We start from the raw sequence: 18,629 nt of genomic DNA, 5'->3' as shown, positions 1-18,629 counted from the left end.
ATATGTTTCAGAATATTTATAAGAATAAAAAGGTTCTGATCACCGGTCACACTGGCTTTAAAGGATCTTGGCTTGCAATTTGGTTGCAGTCTTTAGAGGCAGAAGTAACCGGATTCTCTTTAGACATTCCGACTTCACCGAATCATTTCGAACTGCTCGGATTAGATAGGAAGATAAAAGATTATCGAGGAGATATTCGTGATCGCAATTCGCTTTCTCGAGTGATCGACGAAGTTAAACCCCAGATTATATTTCATATGGCCGCACAGGCATTGGTAAGAAAATCCTATCAGGATCCTGCGGAAACTTTTGAAACGAACGTGATGGGAATGGTAAATCTACTCGATTTGATTCGAACAAGGGATTGGGTTGAAGTCGCGGTTTTAATTACAAGTGATAAAGCCTATCGAAACGACGAATGGTGTTGGGGTTATCGGGAGACCGATGCGTTAGGTGGTCATGATCCTTATAGTGGTTCAAAAAGTTGTGCGGATTTAGTCGCTCATTCCTTTTATCATTCTTACTTTAAGAATTCTAAAACAAGAATTGCGATTACAAGGGCGGGTAACGTGATCGGAGGTGGTGATTGGGCAGCTGATCGGATCGTTCCGGATTGTATTCGAGCGTGGTCTTCTAACGAGTCCGTCACGATTCGAAGTCCATTAGCGACTCGTCCATGGCAACACGTATTGGAGCCATTAAGTGGTTATTTATGGTTAGGAGCGAGATTATACCAAAAACAGGAAGGTCTAAACGGAGAGGCTTTCAATTTCGGACCCGAATCGGCAGTCAATCAGACTGTTGCAGAATTGTTGAGTGCGATGGTGGAGCGTTGGCCCGGAGTAAAATGGGAAGTACCTAAAGGATTTGAAGGAGGAGGGAAAGAAGCGAATCTCCTCAAACTTTCCTGCGATAAGGTATTGTTTTACTTAAAATGGCAGGCGGTCCTTGGCTTTTCGGAAACGGTAGACTTCACTGTAAATTGGTATCGCAATTGGCTGGAAAAAAAGGAAGAAATCTACGATTTCACTCTTTCCCAAATTTATCTTTATTGTGAATTGGCCTCTAAAAAGAATTACGTTTGGATAAAGTGATATTATGACTCAAGGAACGATTGAAGGAGTCGTTATGACTCCTTTGAAGGAAATTTTCGATCCGAAAGGTTCCGTATTGCATATGATGCGTTCCGACGATCCAGAATATTCAAGTTTTGGAGAATGTTATTTTTCCGAAGTGAATCCAGGGATAGTAAAAGCTTGGAAATTTCATAAGAAACAAACGCAAAATTTCACAGTACCTATTGGTAAGATTAAGCTAGTTCTCTATGATAATCGAGAAGGTTCGATAACAAAGGGTAAAGTACAAGAAATTATTTTAGGAAGACCCGGATACTATCAAAGAATCAAAATTCCTCCAAGAATTTGGTACGGATTTGCTTGCGTATCCGATGAAAAAGCTTTTGTTGCAAATTTTACTGATATCCCGCACGATCCAGAGGAATCGGAAAGACTACCTGAGTGCGACATTTCTATTCCATTTGTATGGAGTCCATGACCAGAAAAAAAATTCTAATTACGGGCTCTTCGGGGCTCTTAGGCGGAAGAATCGCTAAATATTTGGGAGAATTAGGAGAGTCTGAAATATATTTAGGAACTACAAAAAATTTCCCCTTACCGAGTTATATCCGGTATGGAAAAGTCATTCCGATGAATTGGAACTCTCTATCTTCATTGGAAACTATTTGCGAAGAAGTGGATGCGATCGTGCATTGCGCAGGAATGAACTCTCAAGAAGCGATAAACGATCCGCAAGCGGCCGTCGAATTTAATGGAAAGGGAACTGGGCGTTTACTCAATGCGGCGATTAAAAATCATACTTCAAAATTTTTATATTTTTCAACCGCTCATGTCTATGGAAGTCCCTTGGAAGGAAGGATTACGGAAAATTCTCCGTTAACGAATCAACATCCTTATGCTCTTAGTAACGTTGCGGGGGAAAATGAAGTTAACGAACGTACTGCATCGGGTGAAATTTTCGGGATCAATATTCGATTGTCGAACGCATTCGGTTCACCGGTTGGTCCGAATGTCAATTGTTGGATGTTACTCGTAAATGATCTTTGCAAGCAGGCAATTATGACTCGAAGAATGATACTGAAAACATCCGGTTTGCAGAGGCGGGATTTTATCTCCATACAAGACGTATGTCGCGTTACCCATCATCTTCTTAGTATAACGGAGAAAAATGAAAATAACGCCTACAATGTGGGCGGGAAAACCTCGTTAACCGTTTGGGAAATGGCTAATTTGGTGCGAGAACGTTGTGAAAAGTTTTTGGGTTTTTTACCTGAATTGGAAAGAGTCGAACCCGGAGAAGACGAAGTTTCTGCTGATTTCGATTACGACACGACAAAGTTACTTTCGACTGGGTTCCGCTATTCTGATTCTTTCATTTCTGAAATCGACGATCTATTAGCTTTCTGTAATTTATACTTCGAAGGTTCAAAAACTTCCCCTCTATGAATCCGTTGATCTCGGTCGTTGTACCCACTTACAATCATGCTCATTTTTTGAAATTATCATTAGCTTCGGTGGTAAATCAGACGTATTCGAATTGGGAAGCGATCGTGATCGATAACCATTCGATCGATAATACGGACGCCGTGGTCTCATCTTTTTCGGACTCTCGAATTCGCTTAACGAAAATACGGAATAAGGGAGTGATCGCCACTTCCCGAAATAAGGGAATCCAAGAGGCAAAGGGAGAATGGATTTCTTTTTTGGACTCGGACGATCTGTGGTCGCTTAATAAATTGGAAAGAGTTGTTTCGGAAATACAAAAATCGAAGAACCAAGTCGATGTCGTTTGTCATAACGAGGATATGGTCCAATTTGAAACGAAAGAAAGGATACTTTTAACCTACGGACCCTATGAAGAAAATTTCTACCGAAAGATGTTGTTTTACGGAAATCGGCTTTCAACTTCGGCTACGACGGTTCGAAAAAATTTTTTACTGGATAAAAATTTGTCATTCAGCGAAATTCCTGAATTCGTTACCGTTGAAGATTATGATCTCTGGTTGAAATTAGCGAATGCAAAAGCCAAATTTTTGTTTCTCTCGGAAGTGTTAGGGGAATATACGATTCACGGTTCTAATCAGTCGGCTTCTCTGGAAAGACATTTGAATCATTTGGAGAATTTAATTCGACATCATGTCTTCGAAATCCAAGATTTTGAATCGAATAAAGCAAGTCTTTGGAGAAAATTCAATACCAGGTTGAAGTTTGACAGAGGGATCGTATATCTTCGGGAGAGGAAATTGATTTCCGCAGGATTTCTACTGATTCGATCGTTCTTTCAGGCGCCGATATCTTTTATCGCTCTGTTGGCGGCTAAATTTAAGAATTAATTCCATAAAAGACAAAGAGTCTTTTATCCGGATTTGATTTTCTTAATTAGAAGAAAAGGGTATTAAAATAAACGGAAATTACTTTTTGTAAAATACAATGGATACAATATTAAAATCGTTAAAACTTGCAAAAGACGGAATTTATTCCGCTGAGATTCCCACCTCAGAACAGGAAGTCGAACTGAAGATGCGAAGCGAAGTAGCTTCCAAAGAATATTCGGATTATTTCAAAGAACCATTCAATTCCGATGATGGATCGGGAAATAAAACGATTCTTAAAGAAGATAAAACCGAATGGAGTCGTCTTGGATATAGGCGGTTGTTGGGGTTGGCATTGGAGGAATCTTTCCAGCGAAAGGCCGGATGTAAAGGTGATTGTCGTGGATTTTCTAAGGGAAAATTTAAAGCATGCAAAGAGGTTTTTAGGGGATTCAATCGGAAAGAACGTTTATCTTATCCATGCGGACGCTACTTCTTTGCCGTTCCAAGATCAGGTTTTTGAAGGAGTCTGGACCGTTCAGACATTTCAACATATTCCCGATTTTAAAAAAGCCTGTAGTGAAGCGTATCGTGTTTTAAAACCGAACGGAATATTCATCAATTATTCTTTAAATGCAACTCCATTCAATCGTATCATTTATTTTTTGGTGGGGAAAAAGTATCATAAAGAGGGGAAAATAGAAGGAAGTTTTCTTTTGAATAAAGCGAGTAAAGCTCAAAAAGAAATTCTAATCGATCTTTATGGCAAGCGGCACGTTTGGGAATGTTATTCGGAATGTTTGTTTCATCCAGATCTTAAGCTGACTTTTACTGGTAGAAGGAATGATTTCTTCGGAATCCTGGATTACTATCTTTCCAAAATCTACGGACTTAATGCTTTTCTTGCGCGTCAAAAAAGTTTTGTAGCTACTCGTATATAATTTTTATTGCAATGTCCGTTTTTCATAATTTTCTAGCAGCCTCCTATTTTCCTTTAAGAATTTCTAATGCTTTAGGACTTTCTTTAGGAATTAAGAAGAATTCAGAGTTGAGAGTTTTACTCTATCACGATATTCCTTTGGAGAAACAAACTCGATTCAAGGCCCAATTAGAAAGAGTTTCCAGAGACTGGAAGTTTATATCTCCTCAAGTTTTCTCGGAAATGATGCGAGGGGAAAGAAAAATTGAAGGACGAAATCTTCTGCTTACATTTGACGATGGCTATATATCCAACCGAAGAGTGGCGGAAGAAGTTTTGGATCCTTTGGGTATCAAGGCTCTATTCTTTATTATTTCAGATTTCGTGGATGTCAAAGATCCTCTGGATCAAAAGAAATTTATTTCTGCAAATATTTATCCTGACTATCTACCGGAAGAGGTTCCCGATGGTTGGGCTCCGATGAGATGGAAGGATTTACAAATTTTGTTAGAAAAAGGCCATTCCATCGGAAGTCATACGAGAACGCATGCTAGACTTTCTCAAATTACGGATTTGGTTCGATTGAACGATGAAATCGCGACTTCAAAAAAGATTTTAGAAAAAAAGATAGGAATAAGTATAAAACATTTTGCATATACTTTCGGTGATTTAGGTAGTTTTAGTCGTGATGCTCTAAAAATCGCAAGAGAAAACTATGAGTTCGTGTATACGGGTTTGAGAGGTAAAAACGAAATTTTACGAAATTGGGCTATCCGACGTGAGGCATTTTCTCCGTCGGATTCGGATCATTTAATCGGAGCTATTCTGGAAGGTGGGGCTGATATCCTTTACAAGGGAAAACTTCGAATTTATGAATCTTGGGTATCGGATTGATGTTTTTATTGGCCCCACTACCTAGTTGGAAAAACTTATTCTCTCTATTTTCCTTAAAAAAAATCGATATAAACTCTCTTTCGAAAGTATGGGCCAATCCTTCGGACGTTTCGATGTGGTTTTCGAAATCTGCCTGGTCTTTCTTGGCGATCGCGGTATGGAAACAAATTAAATCGAATCAAAAAGAAATAACTTTTTGGTTGCCCGATTATTTTTGTAATTCTTCTTTATTTTTACTTCGTACAAAAGACATAAGATTCGTTTTCTATCCGATTCAGGAAAACCGGGAACCGGATTACACGGTTTGTAAAGAATTAGCTAAGAACAATACGATGGATGTTTTCGTATTGGTTCACTATTTTGGTAAACCGAGCGATGCGAACCGAGCTTTTGAATTCTGTCGATCAAGAAATGCGGTTCTGATCGAAGACGCCGCACACGTGTTGAAACCGATTAAGGGAGTAGGCGAGAAGGGGGATTTTATATTATATAGTCCTCATAAACATTTGCCGATTCCCGATGGAGCGGTGATGGTTGTTCGAAATTCGGGTCCGTTCCAAATTACTTGGGATCAAAACGAAGAAAGTCGAATCAAAAAGACTCTAACGGAATATTTTAAGAGAAATAGAAATTCAAGATTCTTTTTATGTAAATGGATTCTAAAACGATTCCTGCAAAAATTAGGATTTAGAAATCGTAAACCTTCTCAGAATAATTTTTTATATGATACATCTGCGGAAATTGTAATGTATCCTTTTTTTTCCTCGGTTGCTAGGAAAATGTTAAGCGAACTGGTTCCGCGTATCGGCGAGATTGCTAAAAAGAAGATTCGAATTCAGATGATATGGGATGAAATCCTATCGAATCGATATCAGTTTCGAAACGATCGAAAATCGGACAAAACTTGGGTTCCGTATTTGTCGGAATATTCTTTAGATTCAATTGAAGCTGCTAATTCGATGTTTCGAACTCTTTCAGTTGATAAGTTTCCGATTTCTACTTGGCCGGACCTTCCGCCGGAAATTTTAGAGAATCCCGTCAAACACCGAATCGCAATTCAACTGCGCAGATCTTGTTTTTTTCTTACGGTTCATCAGTCTCTATCGGAAAGTAAAATTTCTCGTATTCTTTCTTTCAAGAAATCGAATCTTCCTTCAAAAATCGAAGTACAGGAATTGGATTCGAATTCATGGGACCACGAGTTGAATTTAATTGAACACGTAAATTTATTACAATCCTGGCATTACGGAGAAGCAAAGAGAATAAACGAAGCATGGAATCCGAAAAGAATTCTTTTAAAATTCGAAGAAAAAAAGATCGCATTGGTTCAGATTTTATCTAAAAGATATTTTTTCTTTTTTCAAATTTTTAGAATCAATAGAGGTCCTCTTTTTTATCCGAATATAACTGTAGAAGAGGAAAGAGCCGTACTAGTTTTTCTATCGAAATATGCCTCGCTTAACAGAGGATCCGTTTTATTCTTCAATCCGGAAATGAATTTAAATGGTCGCGACCTTATCTCAATTTATGAGAACGGATTTGTTCGAAGGAATCAAATATCTTGGTCTTCTTCTTACATCGATCTTTCCTTAAGTAAGGAAGAATTGAGAAAAAATTTGGACGGGAAATGGAGGAATATGCTGAACGCGGCCGAGAAAAACGAGCTTGGTTTGGAGATCAGTAACAGTGATAAGAACTTTCAGTGGATGTTGGAAAAATATTCGGAACTTATGGTGAAAAAGGACTTTGCCGGAATCTCCGTTTCCTTCCTAAAAACGCTGAGAGAATGTTTTCCTGAAAAGGAAAAACCGCTCCTTTTAATCGCGACTCGCAACGGACAAAAGGTTGCTTGTATCTGTTTAACGTTATCCAATCGAACCGGTATGTATCTTGTGGGATGGAATGGAGAAGAAGGGAGAAAGTTAAAAGCAAACCAGTTCCTCTTGTGGAATGTGATTTCAGAATTAAAAGATAGGGGTTATCGCTGGTTTGACTTGGGTGGCATTGACGAAGAAAATACTCCAACTGTCGCCGAATTTAAGCTGGGTATCAACGGTGAACGATACGAATTGGCGGGGGAGTTCTGGAAAATATGAAATTTGGATTGGATGCAAATATTGCCTATCCCCCTTTATCGGTAGTATATTCTATTTTATTAATTTTTGGTTGTGATTTTTTGGGATTCTATGCTTTAAAATTATTTGAAGATAGTTTAGGGCAAATCAAAAATGCATGGGTCCGGTGGCAAGCGCCTTTAGTGGGCATTTTGTTATTGAGCATTTTATTATATCCTTTGGCGTTATTCGGTTTTACTTCTCGCACTTTTATGAAAAGTGTCGCAATTCTTTTTGTAACATTAGGTTTTATTAATGCATTTTTTCTTCTGAAAGATAACATAAAAAAAGTAATATTTAGTAATTTTTACAAAAACCTTTTTAAAAAAACGGAATATAGTAAGGATGGGTCAATTCAATCTATTATACAATTGGAACGAGGTTCTATAAATCGATTGGATTTTCCGTTTCGTTTTTGTAAAATAAAGTATTTCTTTATTAAAACGAAATTTGATCTGCTTGATAAAAATAAGTTCTTAAAGCTATTAGGGGCATTGTTAGTTATCGGCTATGGATTACTTTCTCTTGGGCCCGTTACAAATGCCGACTCGTTAGACTACCATATTGGAGTTGCAATCGAAATTTTAAACCAAGGAAAAATGCCGATAATTCCCGGCTGGTTTCATGGAAGATTGGCCGGAAACGGAGAAGTTTTGAATGCGTTCGGTTTAAGTTTAGGAGCCGAACAATTCGGCTCTTTACTTCAATTTTGCGGTTTATTGGGCATATATGGAATATTAGCTTTTTATACTTTTTCCGAAAAAATTACTAAAAACAAAGAAGTGGAAATATGGAGAAATATAATCGTTATTGCATTTCTTTCATCTCCGGTTTTAGTTTTTTTAGTAAGTTCGCCCAAACCTCAATTGCTTCCAATTGGAATGACTTCGTTTGCCGTAATATTATTCATAGAAATGATTTCTAAAGTAAAATCAGCTAAAGATAAATTATTGATTTTTAGTCTTATATGTATGTTGATTCTATCTGCTACTCAGGCAAAATTTTCGTTTTTTTATCGGCGTTTTTGATCGGTTGTTTTTCTATGATCTTGCTGGGTTCAGTAAGATTATTTATTTATGGAACTTTAATCGGCATTTTTTTCTTCGCTTTAATCATTTTTCCTTCTGTGTTTTGGAAGATGAAAAATTTTAACAGCTCGGTTATTGATGCGATAGTCTCCCCTTTACCCGGTTCATGGCCGGGGACAAGATTATTCGAATCTATGCTTCGAAATTATAGGGATAGTACATTGGGTTTTCCATTATCTTTAATTGTTCCCAATACTTTTGGAGTTATTACAACCATCATTGGTTTTGGATTATTTTTAATAGTATTTATAAAACTGAATGTTAGTTTGCAAATGCTTGTATTGAACATCATGGCAATCATTTTTATAATATTAGGTAGTCTGATGGGACAAAAATCTTCCAGATTTTTTTTGGAACCGTTTATTTGGGTATTAATTTCTTTGGTTGTTTTAAGTTCCTTTAATATTCGAAATTTCGGATTTGTGGAAAAGGCAGTAGGCGGGGCGATAGTTTTACAAGCCTTTATTACTTTTGGCATCCTTCTTTTTGGTGTTTATCAATTGATTCCCGGAACTTTTTCTATTCAATCAAGGGAAAGGGTTATGAATCGATACGCAAATGGGTATAATCTGATGAAATGGACCGATTCAGTTTTGCCTAAGAATGCAGTTCTATTGTCTCAACACCGATCGATTGCACTTTCCCAAAGAAAAACTTTATCTTTAGATTGGTCCAAGTTTGTGGATTTTAATTCTGTCAATGCAGATTCTTATTTAAAACAGATAAAAAATGAAAATGTTACTCACATCTTGATTTTAAGCGATACTACTAAGAATACTCCATTTTTACGTTGTCTGGGGGAAACTATCGGTAGCGTTAAAAGTAAACAGGCTACTAGGAATCCGCTCAACCAAAATGACTTTTTTACAGCTATGCTCGTTGAGTTTCAGTCCAGTAAATTACCACAATGTGCGAATTCCGCACTATAGCTCTACGAATCATGAATTATTTTTTTATAATAAAACCTGGTTTATCCTTTATCGTACTTAGCACGATACAATCCCTTAGAAGATAACGCATTGAGGTTTTCCCGTTTCGTTCCTATTTGTAAAAGTATAAGTTTTGAAGCAAACGCAGGGTAACGTAAGTTGTTTATGAATTGAAATTTGGAGAATTTTAGATGATTATTGGATTTGTTCTTTTTATAATAATTCTTCTTTTGCTATACATAGTAAGGGTAAATATTAAAAAATTCAGATTGATAGTGGATCATAGCTTTCTTTTAATCTTAGGATTTATTTATTATTGGTATTTGCCTTTCATTCCATATGAAATGGAAGATATAAACAACGTAATTTTAAGTCTTGATGTCGTTGAATTGTATGAACACGTAAGTTTAGAAGCTAAAATATGCTATTTAGTCACTTCTTCGCTTTTAATCGTTTCTTTTATACTCGGAGAAATTATATTTAAAAAGAAAACTCATCAATGGAATTTTTTAAAAAAAGAATTCAATTTTTCTAAAGTATCCATGGATTTGTTTTTTTATGGTTTAGTAATATTTGGAACCATATCGCTTAAATATATGCTCCCAGTTTTATTCAGGGGATATTCCGCTGTTTCCGAATGGCCTCTTCAAAGAGGTTGGTTTATTTCTGTGAATGTCGCTTTGATTGTTTTATTTTGTATAAATGCTTCTTTTGAAATGGAGCATATGGAAAAATCGGGATGGAAGCAAAAGTTATCCAAGTTTTTTTTAAATAAGTATTTAATAGTTTCCTTGTTATTTGGGTTTTTAATGTATTCAACCGGGAATCGCGGATATTTGACTTTATCGATAATTTCCATACTGTTGGTTTTACAGAGGATATTTAAAAGTTTTAAACTTACGGCGGTTATGCTTTGCATAATTATCTTAGCTATTGCTAATGCTGTTTGGGGTCACATTCGCGCTCAAAATCCTATTACATTTTATAAAATCGTCCAAAGTCTTTTTATGGAACCAGGTTATGTCGGGATGACTTTGGTTTCTCATTTAACAGAAAATGAGCTTCAACTTTTTCAATTCCCTACTCCTTTATTGAGTAATCTAGTCGGTATCATTCCTTCTATAATATTTCCGGATAAATTTAAATATATTCACGCCGCAAACGAGGTCGGAAACAGTATAAGATCGTTTCAAGGTACAACTCACAATTATGTGGAACTAATAGTCAATTTCGGATTGATCGGAGCGATGATGTTTATGTTTTTCTTATCTCTAAGTTTAAACTTTTTAAAGAGAAATAAAAGTTTTTCGGGCGTTTATATAGCGATATGTTCCTTTCTTCCTTTTTTCTTTTTTAGAGATCTTCCGAATACGCTCATTAAATACATACTTGAGTTTACCATCATATTAAGTGTTTTATTGTATTATTCTAATTTAATGGTTCAAAAAGTTATGAAAAGAATTTTGCCAAATCGTGAATAAAGATAATTTTTGATTTCAAACTTTTATATTTTACTGTCGGTCTTTAAAATTTCAACTTTCTGCGTTACGGCTTATTTGAGTCGCCGAAAATTAATCTTCGATAACGCCGCATTCAAACAATTTGAAGTCCGAGTTTTAAAATTTTTCAGCAAGTTCATTTTTTAAGGTTATTTAAATCAGACAATGATTTTGGGAATTGATGCTTCGAATATTTATAGCGGTGGGGGAGTCGCTCATCTTGCCGAGCTTCTAAGGGTTGCACATCCTCCTTCTTTCGGCTTTAATCAAGTGATCGTATGGGGGGGCGAGAAAATTTTAGACAAATTAGAAAACCGAACTTGGCTAAAAAAGATTCATGAACCTTTTTTAGATAAATCCCTTTTGTGGAGAATCTATTGGCAAAAATTTATTTTTAAACGAAAAGTAAAGGATTGTGATTTATTGTTTATACCCGGCGGGTACTATCTTGGAAGTTTTAAACCCTTTGTTACTATCAATCAAAATCTCTTGCCGTTTGAATGGAAGGAAATGAAGCGTTACGGATTATCCTGGCAATTGATTCGAAATATTATTCTTTATTTTTTACAATCGAGCACTTTTTGCAAGGCCGAAGGCGTAATTTTTTTAACGGAATATGCCAAGGATTCCGTACAAAAAGTAATCAAAAGACATTTGAGTAAAACTATCATAATACCGCACGGTATTCATTCTAGATTTTCAAAAGAAATTCGTAAGCAAAAGAAAATCGATGAATATACATTTTCGAAACCAATGAGGATTTTATATGTGTCTACGATTGACATGTATAAACATCAGTGGAATGTTGCAGAAGCAATTTCAATATTATACAACTTAAATTTGCCGGTTTCTATTGAATTTATAGGTTCCGCTTATGAACCAAGCTTAAAATTATTGGTAAAAAAAATGAATCAATATGATCCTCTAGGAAAGTATCTTCATTATTCCGGTCAGATTCCGCATGAGCAGCTTCAAAGAAAATATCATTCTGCAGATATTTTTGTTTTTGCTTCTTCTTGCGAGACCTTCGGACAAATTGTTACGGAGGCTATGTCTGCGGGATTACCCATTGCATGTTCAAACATGTCATCTATGAAAGAAATATTACTGGATAATGCTTTGTATTTTAATCCCGAGGATCCTAAAAGTATAGCTCATTCTTTGATTCAATTAATAGAATCTCCTAAGTTAAGAACGAAGTTAGCGCAGAACGCCTATAAAAAGAGTAAAATCTATAATTGGAAAGAAACCGCCCATTGTACTTTTGGTTTTTTTCATGATGTTTTAGTAAATACGAACAAGAAACGTGGAGTTTAATACAGATGTTTAAAAATAAATCTCTTTTGATTACGGGAGGAACCGGCTCTTTTGGAAAGGCTGTGTTAGATCGATTTTTAAATAGTGATATTAAAGAAATCAGAATTTTCAGCAGAGATGAAAAAAAACAAGATGATTTAAGAAAGAGATACAATAACTCTAAACTGAAATTTTTTATCGGAGACGTCAGGGATTTGGATTCGGTTCGGAGCGCCTTCCGGGGAGTTGATTATGTATTTCACGCAGCGGCATTGAAGCAAGTTCCATCCTGCGAATTTCATCCTTTAGAAGCGGTTAAGACCAACGTATTAGGAACTGAAAATGTGATTGAGGCGGCTATTCAGTCTAATGTAAAAAAAATAGTTTGTTTGAGTACAGACAAAGCAGTTTATCCTATCAATGCAATGGGTATATCCAAGGCTATGATGGAGAAAGTTATGGTCGCTAAGTCTAGAAGCATCGAAAACTCCGATATGGTAGTCTGCGGGACTCGTTATGGAAATGTGATGGCGTCCCGCGGATCCGTTATCCCTCTTTTTATAGAGCAGATTAAAAATAATAAACCGATAACTATAACGGATCCGAATATGACTCGATTTATGATGTCTTTAGAGGACGCGGTCGAGCTCGTATTGTATGCGTTTCAAAATGGACATAACGGCGATATTTTTGTACAAAAGGCGCCTGCTGCGACCATTGAAACCTTATCAAAAGCATTGTTGGAATTGTTTGATAATGTCAATTACCCTGTTGAAATTATAGGTACTCGTCACGGAGAAAAACTTTATGAAACTCTTTTAAGTCGTGAAGAAATGGCGAGCGCAGAGGATATGACTGATTACTATAGAATTCCTCCTGATTTAAGAGATTTAAATTATGGAAAGTTCATTGATCAAGGGGAGAAAAAAATCTCATCTTTGGAAGACTATAATTCTCATAACACTGAAAGACTAAATTTAGCCGGAATGAAGGAAATGTTATTAAAACTACAGTTTATTAGAAACATAATAGAAGGAAAGCCGGCGGAAATCATTGATTGAATTATGAATGTCTTAATAACGGGTGCAAACGGTTTCATCGGAAAAAATTTATCGTCTCAATTGTTCGAAACAAAAGAGTTTAAGATCCTTCCTTATCTCAAAGAATCTAGCGAAGAAGAATTAGACCATTTTATTTGCGAAGCGGATTTTATTTTTCACTTAGCAGGAGTGAATCGTCCGAAAGAGTCATTGGAATTCAAAAAAGTAAATACGGATTTAACGGAATCTATTTGTAATTTATTAAAAAAGAAAAATAAAAAAACTCCCATTCTCTTCTCATCCTCCATTCAAGCCGCGTTAGATAACGAATATGGTAAGAGTAAATTAGAGGCGGAAAACTTACTCAATCGTTTACAAACCGAAAATGGAAATCCGGTTTTTATTTTCAGATTACCGAATGTATTTGGGAAATGGTGTCGCCCTAACTACAATTCCGTTGTGGCTACTTTTTGTCACAATATTACTCGGGATATCCCTGTCAAAATTAACGATCCTAGTACTAATCTAACTTTAGTATATATCGACGACGTGATCGATAAATTCTTTGGTATCTTAAAAAATTCGTCTCCTAGTTTAGATCGTAATATTCCTGAATATAAAATAACTTTAAACGAGCTCTATGAACTATTGCAGGCCTTTAAACGAAGCCGTAAGGATTTAATAATTCCTAATGTAGGTACCGGTTTAGAACGAGCTTTATATGCAACATTTACCAGTTATTTAGATACGAATTCGTTTTCTTATTCGGTACCCCAATATAAAGATCAAAGAGGTGTTTTTGTAGAAATGTTGAAGACCAAGGATGCGGGGCAGTTTTCCTTTTTTACCGCTCATCCGGGTATAACACGCGGGGAACATTATCACCATAGTAAAATTGAAAAGTTTCTTGTTCTCACTGGAAAAGCAAAATTTCGTTTTCGGCATATTCTAACAAATGAATATTTTGAAATTCTTACTCAACCTGAATCTCCTCAAATCGTTGAATCGATACCGGGATGGACGCACGATATCACGAATATCGGCCGGGACGAAATGATAGTAATGCTCTGGGCAAGTGAGATTTTTGATAGATCTCGACCTGATACTTATTCTTGCAAGATCGACTTACAGCGCGTCTCAAAACTTAATTACACTTTATCAGAAAGATTAAGCTGGGTAACTCAGCGTCTCGCTTCTATTGGCGCTCGACGGGTTCTGTCCTTCACCAGTTTTTTCCGTAAGAAAAAATGGTGAGGGACAGGTTCTTATGAAAAAATTAAAAGTTTCCACAGTCATAGGCACAAGGCCTGAAATTATTCGGTTATCTCGCGTTCTTGTAAAACTGGATCAGTATTGTGATCATACGATAATTCATACCGGTCAAAATTATGACTACGAGCTCAATGAGATTTTTTTTAATGATTTGGAAATTAGAAAGCCGGATCATTTTCTAAATGCTGCCGGCGCATCGGGAGCCGCAACTATTGGAAATGTTATTATTAAAGTGGACGAGTTACTTGCTCGGGTGCGTCCGGATGCGGTTTTAGTTTTAGGAGATACGAATAGCTGCATGGCGGTCATTCCCGCGAAAAGAAGAAAAATACCTATTTTTCATATGGAGGCGGGAAATCGCTGTTTTGATCAGCGAGTCCCTGAGGAAATCAACAGACGCATTGTCGATCATACCGCCGATATCAATCTGACCTATAGTAGCATCGCTAGGGAATATCTTTTGAGAGAAGGCTTATCATCCGAAGCGGTAATTAAGACGGGAAGCCCAATGTTCGAAGTTTTGAATTATTATTTAGAAGGAATCGAAAAATCCGATATTTTAAAGAAATTGAATGTTGTGGAAGGGGAATACTTTGTTATAAGCGCACATAGGGAAGAAAACATAGATTCGGATAAAAACTTCACCAAACTAATAGATATCATTAATACGATTGCGGAAGTATTTAAATTTCCAGTTATTATTTCGACACACCCTAGAACTCAAAAAAAAATCGATGCATTGAATGTTTCGTTTCATCCGCTTGTTCAGCTTTTAAAACCATTAGGTTTTAAAGACTATAACAAACTTCAGTTGTCTTCGAAAGCCGTTCTTTCCGATAGCGGTACCATTACGGAAGAATCTTCCATACTTAATTTTCCGGCTTTAAATATTAGAGAGGCGCATGAAAGACCGGAAGGAATGGAAGAGGGAATTGTGATGATGGTAGGTTTAGAAAAAGAAAGGGTATTACAAGCTCTTCAAGTTTTGGAAAATCAGCCTAGAGGAGAGCGTAGACTTTTGAGGAATGTTAGTGATTACAGTATGCCCAACGTTTCGGAGAAAGTTGTTCGAATCATTCATAGTTATACCGATTATATCAATCGAGTCGTTTGGAAAAAATATTAGGATCCTATTTTGAGAATTTGCATCATAGTAGATGATTATCTCCCAAGTAGCATTAAAGTCGCAGCTAAAATGATGCATGAGTTGGCGATAAAACTCAAAGAGAAAGGACATGAGATAACGGTGATTACTCCTGGGATAGGACTAAATCAAGGTTATAAAAAAACAAGTTTAAACGAAGTCACTATTTTACAGTTTGCATCGGGTGAAATTAAGAACGTTTCAAAAGTAAGGCGCCTTATAAACGAGTGGATGCTTTCCAAAAAAGCTTGGAGATATCTAAAAGAATATCTTATTCAAAATCACCATGATCTAATCGTTTATTATTCTCCTTCTATTTTTTGGGGAAATTTGGTTTTCCGATTGAAGACGCTTTGGCAAGCTCCGTCTTATTTAATATTAAGAGATTTTTTTCCGCAATGGATCATCGACAACGGCATGATTCGCGAAGAATCTTTAATAGCGTATTTTTTCAAATATTATGAAAGACTAAATTACAAAGCTGCGGATAGAATCGGTATTCAATCTCCTAGTAATATTGAATGGTTTTCCGAAACATTTCCTGAATTCAAAAATATTCAACTCCTCTATAATTGGGCTACTGATTCTCCCGTTTTGAATCAGGGTGACTTTTACCGCAAGAAATTGAATTTAGTGGGGAAAGTCGTTTTTTTTTACGGAGGAAATATCGGTCAGGCTCAGGATATGATGAATATTGTTCGTCTGGCAGCGAGAATGAAATCGAATACAGACGCAGCATTTCTATTGGTTGGTGCCGGGGATGAAGTAGAGTTAGTTCGAAGGTCAATTCGGGACTTGAAATTAAGTAATATGATTCTACTAAATTCTGTTCCTCAAGAAGAATTTAAAATCATGTTAGCAGAATTTGATATAGGACTATTTACATTGCATTTTAATCATAAGACGCATAACTTTCCGGGGAAAATTCTTGGCTATATGGTTCAGGAAAAACCCATACTGGGCGCGGTTAACATAGGCAATGACCTTAAGAACATATTGGAGGAATCCGGATCGGGCTTGGTTACAATTGCCGGCGATGATGACGGCTTTTATAAAAATGCACTTGTTTTATTAGATGAGAAAATCAGAAAACAAATGGGTAAAAACGCAAACCTATTGCTTAAAAGTAAGTTTTCCATCGATAACGCTTCCGATACTATTTTGAAAATTCTATCTTAATTTATGTACGTCCGACGCCATTCTAGAATTCATGAGCAAGTGCTATTAAGCACTCTTTTTCAGTTAACGGTTGGCAGCCTATTGGTTACTTGTATTACTATAATTCCTCGATGGGGATGGGATTTTTGGAATCACATAGACAAGAATAGTTTAAACTCGGCCATCGGCGTTTTAATTGCTTTTAATATTACTTTTATTTCATTAAGAAGATTATTAAAATATCCCGGGACTCAGTCTTCCGCCTACATTTTACCGACTACTGCAATCGTATTTGGCATTTTGATTGCTTTCTATTTGATGAATCGACTTAACTATAGCGTTCAAGTTATCCTATTAGGTTCTCTTACTACATTATCTTGGTGTTATATAGGATATTTTATAGGGCACAGATACCGCTTACAAAGGTTCGCGTTAGTGCCGTTCGGGGAAGCATTAGAATTTCGCGAAACTCATGGAACCCTGTTTGTTTTTTTAAAACAACCTGATTTGGGAAAGGAAAGATTTGATGCCGTAGTAGCGGATCTTCGTGCAGAGGGTTTAACTCCCGAATGGGAAAAATTTTTAGCACGTTGTACTTTGTCAAGAGTACCCGTTTATCATACGAAACAAATTATAGAGTCTTTAAGCGGGCGAGTAAAAATTAGACACCTTTCCGAAAATGAATTCGGCTCCTTGTTGCCTTCCCGAGTTTATGAAAAAATAAAACGGATGATTGATTTTATTGCGGCTTTAATCTTTCTGCCCGTTTTTCTCCCTTTTATGTTTTTAATAGGGACACTTATTCGCCTTGAAAGCAAAGGTAAAATCATTTTCTCTCAAAAAAGGATGGGTTATCGCGGTAAAGTTTTCACTCTTTATAAATTTAGAACCATGTATGTTGAAAAGAAAGGGAAAGGATTTACCCAGGGAGAAAACGATATTAGGATCACTAAGATTGGAAAAATATTACGAAAATATCGTTTTGACGAAACATTACAAATTTTAAATGTTTTGAAAGGAGATATGAGTTTTATCGGACCTAGACCCGAATCTATGGAACTTTCAGAATGGTATGAAAAGGACGTTCCTTTTTTTGCATATCGACATATTGTTAGACCCGGAATATCCGGCTGGGCGCAAGTGGAACAGGGTTATGCGGCAGAAGTGGACGGGATGAATGTGAAGTTAGAATACGATTTTTATTATATAAAGAATTTTTCATTCTGGTTGGATATGTTAATTACGTTTAAAACCGTTAAAACGATTTTAACGGGTTTCGGAGCTCGATAGAATTTAACAGAGTGTTTCAAAACTCCGCTTTAGTTTATAAAAAATATATGGCTCGTCCTGGAAGCTTAGCGTCTCGCTCTCTATCATAACCTTACCCACAAATATGAGAAAAAACTAGATTTTTCAACCTTTATTTCCAAAGTTAGTAAGGGCCTTATAATGAACACTACACATTGGTGGCCCTTCGGAGAATTTCGTGGGAAGAAACTACTTCATAAATGACGGTGAGAAGAGGTTGCAGATGAGTTTCGAGCAAATTTCGTCATTGCAAAATCATAACATAACCAATGAATAATATTCCTAATGAACGCAAACGAAAACTTAGAAAAACATTACTCTCTCCTTTTAGGAATCTCATCACCTTGGTCGGTTGAAACCGTAGAATTAAATATCGCAGCAAAGAAAGTAGATATCGAAGTCTCATACGATGAGCGGGAAGCTGTAGAGTGTCCGGATTGTGGTAAAAAATGTCCTCGGAAAGATCATACAGAAAAAAGAACCTGGCGCCATTTGGATACGATGCAATTCCAGACATTGATTCATGCTCGAATCCCACGCGCTCAATGTGAAGCTCACGGCGTAAGAAACGTAAAGTTAC

The 18,629-nt window shown here is 36.4% G+C and carries 13 protein-coding genes and 3 pseudogenes; all 16 read left to right on the top strand.

Annotated features, from left to right (window positions below; translation table 11 throughout):
* Window positions 1–2: 2 nt before the first annotated feature.
* Complete coding sequence (rfbG, locus tag LEP1GSC194_RS04800; protein WP_020772564.1) at window positions 3–1,094, top strand: CDP-glucose 4,6-dehydratase; 1,092 nt, start codon at window positions 3–5, stop codon at window positions 1,092–1,094.
* A gap of 4 nt (window positions 1,095–1,098) precedes the next feature.
* A complete protein-coding gene (locus tag LEP1GSC194_RS04795) occupies window positions 1,099–1,554 on the top strand; it encodes a dTDP-4-dehydrorhamnose 3,5-epimerase family protein (RefSeq protein WP_020772552.1) in 456 nt (151 codons plus the stop codon).
* On the top strand, window positions 1,551–2,522 hold the full coding sequence (locus LEP1GSC194_RS04790; RefSeq protein WP_020772546.1) for an NAD-dependent epimerase/dehydratase family protein: 972 nt from the start codon (window positions 1,551–1,553) through the stop codon (window positions 2,520–2,522). Before LEP1GSC194_RS04795 ends, LEP1GSC194_RS04790 begins: the two co-directional genes overlap by 4 nt.
* Window positions 2,519–3,409 (top strand): glycosyltransferase, encoded by an 891-nt coding sequence (locus LEP1GSC194_RS04785; RefSeq protein WP_020772569.1) that lies wholly within the window; start codon window positions 2,519–2,521, stop codon window positions 3,407–3,409. The genes LEP1GSC194_RS04790 and LEP1GSC194_RS04785 overlap by 4 nt, the downstream gene beginning before the upstream one ends.
* 97 nt (window positions 3,410–3,506) lie before the next feature.
* A pseudogene (locus LEP1GSC194_RS04780) lies at window positions 3,507–4,329 on the top strand (class I SAM-dependent methyltransferase).
* A gap of 11 nt (window positions 4,330–4,340) precedes the next feature.
* The gene (locus LEP1GSC194_RS04775; protein ID WP_020772550.1) at window positions 4,341–5,201 is read left to right on the top strand and encodes a polysaccharide deacetylase family protein; all 861 of its coding nucleotides are present in this window, start codon (window positions 4,341–4,343) and stop codon (window positions 5,199–5,201) included.
* Window positions 5,201–7,297, top strand: coding sequence for a lipid II:glycine glycyltransferase FemX (locus tag LEP1GSC194_RS04770; RefSeq protein WP_036041422.1), 2,097 nt, complete (start codon window positions 5,201–5,203; stop codon window positions 7,295–7,297). Before LEP1GSC194_RS04775 ends, LEP1GSC194_RS04770 begins: the two co-directional genes overlap by 1 nt.
* Window positions 7,294–9,332, top strand: a pseudogene (locus tag LEP1GSC194_RS04765) (DUF1420 family protein). Before LEP1GSC194_RS04770 ends, LEP1GSC194_RS04765 begins: the two are co-directional and overlap by 4 nt.
* Window positions 9,333–9,523: 191 nt before the next feature.
* Window positions 9,524–10,813 (top strand): hypothetical protein, encoded by a 1,290-nt coding sequence (locus LEP1GSC194_RS04760; RefSeq protein ID WP_020772559.1) that lies wholly within the window; start codon window positions 9,524–9,526, stop codon window positions 10,811–10,813.
* A gap of 183 nt (window positions 10,814–10,996) precedes the next feature.
* Window positions 10,997–12,148, top strand: a complete 1,152-nt coding sequence (locus tag LEP1GSC194_RS04755) for a glycosyltransferase family 4 protein (protein WP_020772547.1) — start codon at window positions 10,997–10,999, stop codon at window positions 12,146–12,148.
* A 5-nt stretch (window positions 12,149–12,153) separates the two neighbouring features.
* The gene (locus LEP1GSC194_RS04750; RefSeq protein WP_020772548.1) at window positions 12,154–13,188 is read left to right on the top strand and encodes a polysaccharide biosynthesis protein; all 1,035 of its coding nucleotides are present in this window, start codon (window positions 12,154–12,156) and stop codon (window positions 13,186–13,188) included.
* A 3-nt stretch (window positions 13,189–13,191) separates the two neighbouring features.
* A pseudogene (wbjC, locus tag LEP1GSC194_RS04745) lies at window positions 13,192–14,295 on the top strand (UDP-2-acetamido-2,6-beta-L-arabino-hexul-4-ose reductase); the annotation flags it as partial.
* Between the two features lie 139 nt (window positions 14,296–14,434).
* Window positions 14,435–15,565, top strand: a complete 1,131-nt coding sequence (gene wecB / locus LEP1GSC194_RS04740; RefSeq protein ID WP_020772565.1) for a non-hydrolyzing UDP-N-acetylglucosamine 2-epimerase — start codon at window positions 14,435–14,437, stop codon at window positions 15,563–15,565.
* Window positions 15,566–15,574: 9 nt separating this feature from the next.
* Window positions 15,575–16,762, top strand: coding sequence for a glycosyltransferase family 4 protein (locus LEP1GSC194_RS04735; RefSeq protein ID WP_020772551.1), 1,188 nt, complete (start codon window positions 15,575–15,577; stop codon window positions 16,760–16,762).
* A 3-nt stretch (window positions 16,763–16,765) separates the two neighbouring features.
* Entirely contained in the window at window positions 16,766–18,031 is a 1,266-nt protein-coding gene (locus LEP1GSC194_RS04730) for a sugar transferase (protein WP_020772567.1), read from the top strand.
* Window positions 18,032–18,334: 303 nt separating this feature from the next.
* A partial coding sequence (locus tag LEP1GSC194_RS04725; protein WP_036041249.1) for a transposase family protein occupies window positions 18,335–18,629 on the top strand: 295 nt, incomplete at its 3' end.

Source organism: Leptospira alstonii serovar Sichuan str. 79601 (assembly GCF_000347175.1).
Taxonomy (GTDB): domain Bacteria; phylum Spirochaetota; class Leptospiria; order Leptospirales; family Leptospiraceae; genus Leptospira; species Leptospira alstonii.
Note: the sequence above shows the minus strand (reverse complement) of the source record. Positions and strands in the feature narration are given on the sequence as shown.

Excerpts from the sequence above, each read along its gene's own strand:
- rfbG (WP_020772564.1), top strand. The coding sequence starts at position 3 with ATGTTTCAGAATATTTATAAGAATAAAAAGGTTCTGATCACCGGTCAC.
- LEP1GSC194_RS04795 (WP_020772552.1), top strand. The coding sequence starts at position 1,099 with ATGACTCAAGGAACGATTGAAGGAGTCGTTATGACTCCTTTGAAGGAA.
- LEP1GSC194_RS04790 (WP_020772546.1), top strand. The coding sequence starts at position 1,551 with ATGACCAGAAAAAAAATTCTAATTACGGGCTCTTCGGGGCTCTTAGGC.
- LEP1GSC194_RS04785 (WP_020772569.1), top strand. The coding sequence starts at position 2,519 with ATGAATCCGTTGATCTCGGTCGTTGTACCCACTTACAATCATGCTCAT.
- LEP1GSC194_RS04775 (WP_020772550.1), top strand. The coding sequence starts at position 4,341 with ATGTCCGTTTTTCATAATTTTCTAGCAGCCTCCTATTTTCCTTTAAGA.
- LEP1GSC194_RS04770 (WP_036041422.1), top strand. The coding sequence starts at position 5,201 with ATGTTTTTATTGGCCCCACTACCTAGTTGGAAAAACTTATTCTCTCTA.
- LEP1GSC194_RS04760 (WP_020772559.1), top strand. The coding sequence starts at position 9,524 with ATGATTATTGGATTTGTTCTTTTTATAATAATTCTTCTTTTGCTATAC.
- LEP1GSC194_RS04755 (WP_020772547.1), top strand. The coding sequence starts at position 10,997 with ATGATTTTGGGAATTGATGCTTCGAATATTTATAGCGGTGGGGGAGTC.
- LEP1GSC194_RS04750 (WP_020772548.1), top strand. The coding sequence starts at position 12,154 with ATGTTTAAAAATAAATCTCTTTTGATTACGGGAGGAACCGGCTCTTTT.
- wecB (WP_020772565.1), top strand. The coding sequence starts at position 14,435 with ATGAAAAAATTAAAAGTTTCCACAGTCATAGGCACAAGGCCTGAAATT.
- LEP1GSC194_RS04730 (WP_020772567.1), top strand. The coding sequence starts at position 16,766 with ATGTACGTCCGACGCCATTCTAGAATTCATGAGCAAGTGCTATTAAGC.